The following is a 6,363-nucleotide window of genomic DNA, read 5'->3' as shown; positions in this document are numbered from 1 at the left end:
TTTAACCAAAAAATGGTCTATGCCTGTGAGATACTGGAGTGAAGCTATGCCTTATTTCGCTATCGAATTTGAAGATAGAATTCAGAGGTTTATGTAAATGAATTTACACAATTATTTGGAAAGGCTCATATTTTATTACATTAGTTAATAAATGGATTAAATTAAATATTACTAAATAAACTTAATGTCCTATTTTTACACGTATCCTGGCTTGACCCGAAAAGCCTTTAGTGTTTTAACATCACGAAACCCTATGCTCTTTAGCAATTCTAGTAATTTTCCCGTCTCATATATTTTAATCTTATATTCTTCAACTTCAGTCTGAATCACTTTATTTTTATCAATCAGCTCATACTTGGCTACAGAAGAGCAGATATCGCCATCAATCGAAACACAAGAAGATAGCAGGATCATTTTGCCATCTGGGCGCAGCCACTTAGAGCCATGCCATACACCTAATTCTGGTACTGCAAGTTTTGTCTCTACTTCAAAAACAAGAACACCACCATCATCTAAATGGTTATAAAATGATTTTAAAGTTTTTGATATTTCATCAGAATCAGTTATTAATCCAAAGGAGCCGCTTGGAATAAAGATAAGCGAATAAATTTTATTATCTGGTATTTCACTTGCTACAGATTTCCAAATGTTTACATTTAGAGACATTTTTTCTGCTTTACTCATAAGGACATCTAGCATGTGTTCACTTGCGTCTGAGCCTTCAATTTTATATCCATCTTTTGCTAGAGGCAGTAAGAAGCGACCAGTACCACACATTGGCTCTAAAATAGCTCCACTCGCTTCATCTGCATAACTTTTATAAAAAGCAAAAGCGTCTTCTGGCGCGGTCGGTTTGCTTATCTCGTAAACTTGAGTACATAAATCAAGGTAAGTTGCATTAATACTCATTACAGTTTTCCTCTCATATTATTAAAGCCTTTAGGATCTGGATTGTTTTTTATGAAAGCTATTATTTCTTTAGCAACATCAAATACCGAAGTATTGCTTGTATCGACTGTCAAATCATATTCTCGGGTACCAGTATGCACTCTATCAAATTGATCGTTGGATAAACCAAGCGCTCTTTCTCGCCGTAAATATTCACGCTCTTGCATAATAGCCAAATCGCATTTAACACCAATAAAGTACACAGTATGGTCAGCTAATTTATCTACATAGGACTTTAGCTGATTATCATTAAACAAAACTTCATCTATGATAATATTGTTGCCTCTAGAGCCAAGCATATGCGCAAAATCAGCCATTGCGCCAAACAATTTATCTCCAGTTGGTTTTGATTTAACTGACATGAGAGGCCCACGCTCATTCTCTCCAGGTACAAAATCAAAATATTCACTATCTTTACCAGGTGATGGATATGGCGTCATCTCGATAAATGTATCAACGCCAAAGGTGAGCCACTGTTCATTGCTTAAATACTGTATGCTTCTTGCGATCGAGGTCTTGCCGCTAGAACCAGCACCATTTAATAAAATTATTTTATTCATTTATTACCTCGACTCATAAATAACCTTGTGATATTCACCTTCACTCTTAAACATTAACGATAATTTTCCTGTATTTGCCGTGGATCAACTAGTCATCACCTAACGCTTCAATATCCAAACTGCAAATAGCCGGTAATTTAGCATTGATTTTTTCTATGTCCCAATCCCACCAAGCAATCTCCAAAAGGCGAGCAATTTTCTTTTCATCAAAACGCATTTTAACAATTTTGGCTGGATTGCCTGCAACTATAGCGTAATCAGGTACATCCTTTACAACAAAGCTGTTTGCGCCAATGATCGCACCATTCCCAATTGTCACGCCATTTCTCACCATACTATTGTACCCAAACCAGACATCATTTTTTACGATAATGTCACCCTTAATAGGTAATTGATTTACATCATATAAACTTTCCCAACCATTTTTAAAAATTGGAAAAGGATAGGTGCTAATAGCATCGAGTTTATGATCACCTGTCATAATAAATTTAGTTTCAGCAGCAATTGCACAAAACTTCCCAAAAACAAGTTTTACCCTGTCAGTTTGATAATTATACAATACATTATTTTCTTCAAAATTCTTAGCGCCATATCGCCTATCATCATAGTAAGTATAATCTCCTACATGTATATTAGGAGATGAAATAATGTTTTTTAAAAACACAAGATCTTCATAACCATCAAGTGGTGTTTTAGTATTAGGGTTGGGCCCTTTATTAGCCAAATTTTTTGAATTGTTTTTACTCATTTATTACCTCATCAATAATATTTTTCTGTAACAAAGCCTCTGGACTACTTTTATCTGTGATATTGCAAAGTTCAAATGTCGCTTTCCACAGCACCCAGGCACGTGCTCTAAGCCATGTGTCATCATCTAATCCCATTTCAGATACAAAAATATCGCGTGCTTTACCGCTTAAGTAAGTCCAAGCAATGACAAGATCGCAAGCGGGATCGCCCATGGCAGTGCCACCAAAATCAATCACACCTGATAATTTATTATCTTTGATGAGTATATTGCCAACAGCAAAATCACCAAATATATACTCAAGAGCAAAACCTACAAAGTCAGAAAATAAAAATCCACCTGTTACAAACGTAAATAATATCGCGGTGGCAAAACCTATTTTACCTTTAACTGATTCATATACAATAACATAAGCCCCAGGCAACTCCCCACCCAAAGCAATACCTTGCAAAATACGTAATAACACAAACACAAAGCTCGCATATAGTCCCCACTGAGCATATCCAGGCATCAATCCCATACACAATGAACAACTTCCCATTAATAATATTGTAAATAATAGTAGACGTCTTCGCCCTATCAAATCACCAACAATCCCTAATATCGTTCCTGCAAATGGTCTAACTAGGTATGCTATCGAAAATATTAATACTGTCAAAAATGCCTTGATAGTAGGATTTGTAATTTTAGCAAAAAAAGTTGCTGAGATTTCTTTAGAAAAAATCATATATAAAACAAAATCATAAAACTCAAGAATTGCACCAATTCCAGCTAATAAAATAACATTTCTACTGTCTTTATCGTACATTTACAATACTCACTTTAATAATCAAGTTTAGCAAATCATACATTTTTTTAGCTTTATTTAGAAGAATTTAAATCTATAAAAAATACAAATTACTGACATAGGTTACAATCAATGTCTTTGGACAAATCAAATTTATTTAGTTGCATTGATGTTGCGTTATATCTATATAAAGTAGAACTCTGATAGTCTTGTTTTTTTAATAAAAAATTGATTGCTAAGTTCGCCAGAGTTAAGCCTGCCTGACCAGCTACTATGCCAATAACTCCTAAAGTATTCTTGTGCTCTACTTTATCCAGATCAGGATATAAACAATTTAAACATGCCGAACTATGGCTAATATTAAATATTCCTGCTTGAAAGTCCAACCCTAAAACTCCTCCTGATAATAAGGGTATAGAATATTCTAATGAAATTTTATTACTTAGTATTTTAGTTAAATAATTATCACTTGTATCTATTATTAAATGATACTTTTCCATATCTAGTTTAGTATAGTTATGATTAGTTAACCTTTGTGTAATTGCAGTTATACTTATATACGGATTAAGCTTTTGCAACCTATTTTTAGCTATGACTGCTTTACTTTCCCTTAAGTGATCAATATCAAATAAAACCTGCCTGTGTAAATTTGATATTGAAACCGAGTCATCATCAACTATACTCAATTCCCCAATACCCAAACCAGTTAGGTAAGTGGCTACAGGTGAGCCCACTCCACCCACACCTATAAGCAACACTTTAAACTTTTTTAATTTTTTTTGAGCATCAATACCAAAACCATCAAGAATAATTTGTCGCTTATAATATTCAAGTTCAGATTCTGATATTTTATGATGATGAATCATCTACTTCTCCAATAACTTTATTATGTTTTGTATTTCATAATTAGATATCTCATCTATTAGTGTGACTACAGCTATACCATCGACTCCTATATTCGCTATAGACTGAATGTGCCTCTTCTTTATACCTCCAATTGTAACCAATCGCGTATTAGTGATATTTAACCACTCATGAATCTTATTGATACCTTGTGGTGCAAATTTCATTTTTTTAGTATTTGTCGTATATATAGGACCTAAAGCTATATAACTAGGATTAACTCCCAAAGCTATTGCTAACTCATAATAATCATGTGTACTTAGGCCTAATGCTATATCTGTATTTTTGATTTTTAATAAAGTTTGCCTATCTATACTTAATAAATCCTCATGCCCAAGATGTACACCAAAAGCTTTATGTTTAATTGCTAATTCATAGTAGTCATTTATAAATAATTGCAGACCATATTTGTTTTGATACTCTACAGCTTCTACAATATGCTTTTGTATATACTCACTATCATTTGATTTAATTCTAAGCTGTATAGTTTTAACCCCTAAGTTAGCTAAACTAGGTATCTTATCAGCACTGTCAACTATCGGGTAAAAGCCAGTTTTATTAATTGATCTAAATTTTATATTTAGATCTTTACCATGCACACTTACTTTAGGAAATAATCCTTGTTTATTTATATATTTAGAATCTACAATTAAGAATCCATGCGATGCTATTTTTTGGCTACTTTTAATAGCGTTAGAAATATATGACTTAGCTAGAATAATAGAATTATTGACATCAAACCCTAAAGTTAAAAAACTAGCAATAGCACTTGCAAAAGTGCAACCTGTTCCTCTTACTTTTTCATCTAACTTATATCTTTTTGATGTTAACGTATAGTTAACTTCAGGAGTATAATAGCAGTCCAAAGATATATTTTTATTAGAATCATGCCCCCCTTTCAAAAGTACACTTTTACAGTTGTATTTTTCTTGTATTGCTTTAGCTATTTCAGCAATTTCGACATTAGGAGAATCATACTCATCAAGAAGCATCTTAGCTTCATCAAGATTTGGTACTAAAATATTAGCTAATGGATAAAGCTTTTGCTTAGAATATTCTACAACCCTATAATCAACCAAGCTATAGCCTGTGGTACTCACCATCACTGGGTCACAAATGTAGAACACATCTTTTAAATCATTCAACAAGTCTACAACAATATCAATCTGCTCAGTAGATGATAGTACTGAAGTTTTGATGACTTTAATCTTAAACTCTTTACTTATTACTTGTATTTGTTCTTTGAAAATACCTTTAGAAACCTTTTCAATATTTAAGATATTGGTTGAGTTTTGTGCAGTAACACAGCTTATAATTGTACAAGCATGAACACCTATGTTATTAGCAGTTTTGATATCCGCTTGAATACCAGCTCCTGATGAACTATCTGAGCCACCTATGGTCAAAAATATATCACGCATAATACTATCTCTTAGTACTGGTGCCAAAATGGCGTATCTACTAAATTAGTTGATGGAACAGCAATTTCTCTTTCAATCATCCTTTTCGCTTTAAAAGCTTCTCTTCCTGCATATATTGCTAATTTAAAAGCATTAGCCATACTAGCGGGATTCCCAGCTAATGCTACAGCACTGTTCAGTAATACACCATCATAGCCCATCTGCATAATTTCACATGCTTGTGAAGGCACGCCAATACCTGCATCAACAATTAGTTTAATCTTATCAAATCGTTCTCTTAGAACTTTCAAAGCGTATGGATTTACCAATCCTTTACCACTACCAATTGGCGCTGCCCAAGGCATTAAGACCTCACAACCAACGTCAATTAATTTTTTAGCAATTACTAAGTCATCTGTAGTATAAGGTAAAACATTAAATCCTCTTTTTACTAACTTCTCACATGCGTCTATTAGCTCGACAGAATCAGGCTGTAAATTATAGTCATCTCCTATAACTTCAACTTTAATAAAATTAGTGGCAAATATTTCACGTGAAATTTCTGCTATTTCTATTGCCTCTTGAGAGTTTCTACAACCAGCAGTATTCGGTAAAAACTTACACCCTGTATTTTTTAACTCCTCCCAAAATTGATTTTTAACATTCACATTTTTTGCAGACCTTTTTAAGGATACGGTCAGAAGATCTGCTTCTGACTTATCTATAGCTTCAAGCATAATTTCAATACTAGGATACAAGGCTGTTCCTAATATAAATCTTGAGTTAAATTGCTCTCCATACAACTCAAGCATAACCTATCCTCCTTGCATTGGTTGAACAGTAACAACCACATCATTATTTTTAAGAAAAACTTCAGAATAACTTCTTTTTGCTATAAAGCTATTATTAAGCATTACAGCAAAACAAGGGTATTCAAATTTTTGGCTCTTTAATAAATCTGTAACTGTTATACTATTATCAAAATTTAGCTCTTTTTCATTAAACAAAATACGCATA

The 6,363-nt window shown here is 33.1% G+C and carries 8 protein-coding genes; all 8 read right to left on the bottom strand.

Annotated elements, in window-relative coordinates; translation table 11 throughout:
* Positions 1-195: 195 nt before the first annotated feature.
* The 8 genes from F3D57_RS06325 to thiS all read right to left on the bottom strand — a co-directional run bounded on the left by F3D57_RS06325 (position 196) and on the right by thiS (position 6,362).
* Entirely contained in the window at positions 196-909 is a 714-nt protein-coding gene (locus tag F3D57_RS06325) for a class I SAM-dependent methyltransferase (protein WP_150465606.1), read from the bottom strand.
* A complete protein-coding gene (locus F3D57_RS06320; protein WP_150465605.1) occupies positions 909-1,508 on the bottom strand; it encodes a chloramphenicol phosphotransferase CPT family protein in 600 nt (199 codons plus the stop codon). Before F3D57_RS06320 ends, F3D57_RS06325 begins: the two co-directional genes overlap by 1 nt.
* A gap of 88 nt (positions 1,509-1,596) precedes the next feature.
* On the bottom strand, positions 1,597-2,256 hold the full coding sequence (locus F3D57_RS06315) for a CatB-related O-acetyltransferase (protein ID WP_150464735.1): 660 nt from the start codon (positions 2,254-2,256) through the stop codon (positions 1,597-1,599).
* Positions 2,249-3,064 carry an MFS transporter gene (locus F3D57_RS06310; RefSeq protein WP_150465604.1) on the bottom strand — a complete coding sequence of 272 codons (816 nt, stop codon included), beginning with the start codon at positions 3,062-3,064 and terminating at the stop codon, positions 2,249-2,251. Before F3D57_RS06310 ends, F3D57_RS06315 begins: the two co-directional genes overlap by 8 nt.
* 89 nt (positions 3,065-3,153) lie before the next feature.
* On the bottom strand, positions 3,154-3,909 hold the full coding sequence (locus tag F3D57_RS06305) for a HesA/MoeB/ThiF family protein (RefSeq protein WP_150465603.1): 756 nt from the start codon (positions 3,907-3,909) through the stop codon (positions 3,154-3,156).
* Positions 3,910-5,367, bottom strand: a complete 1,458-nt coding sequence (gene thiD / locus F3D57_RS06300; protein ID WP_150465602.1) for a bifunctional hydroxymethylpyrimidine kinase/phosphomethylpyrimidine kinase — start codon at positions 5,365-5,367, stop codon at positions 3,910-3,912.
* Between the two features lie 11 nt (positions 5,368-5,378).
* Entirely contained in the window at positions 5,379-6,158 is a 780-nt protein-coding gene (locus F3D57_RS06295) for a thiazole synthase (RefSeq protein ID WP_149368442.1), read from the bottom strand.
* Between the two features lie 3 nt (positions 6,159-6,161).
* The gene (gene thiS, locus F3D57_RS06290; RefSeq protein WP_013922918.1) at positions 6,162-6,362 is read right to left on the bottom strand and encodes a sulfur carrier protein ThiS; all 201 of its coding nucleotides are present in this window, start codon (positions 6,360-6,362) and stop codon (positions 6,162-6,164) included.
* Between the last annotated feature and the right edge of the window lies 1 nt (position 6,363).

Origin of the sequence: Francisella sp. SYW-2, assembly GCF_008711475.1 — a bacterium.
GTDB classification, from domain to species: domain Bacteria; phylum Pseudomonadota; class Gammaproteobacteria; order Francisellales; family Francisellaceae; genus Francisella; species Francisella salimarina.
This window is presented reverse-complemented; position numbering and strand designations above follow the sequence as displayed.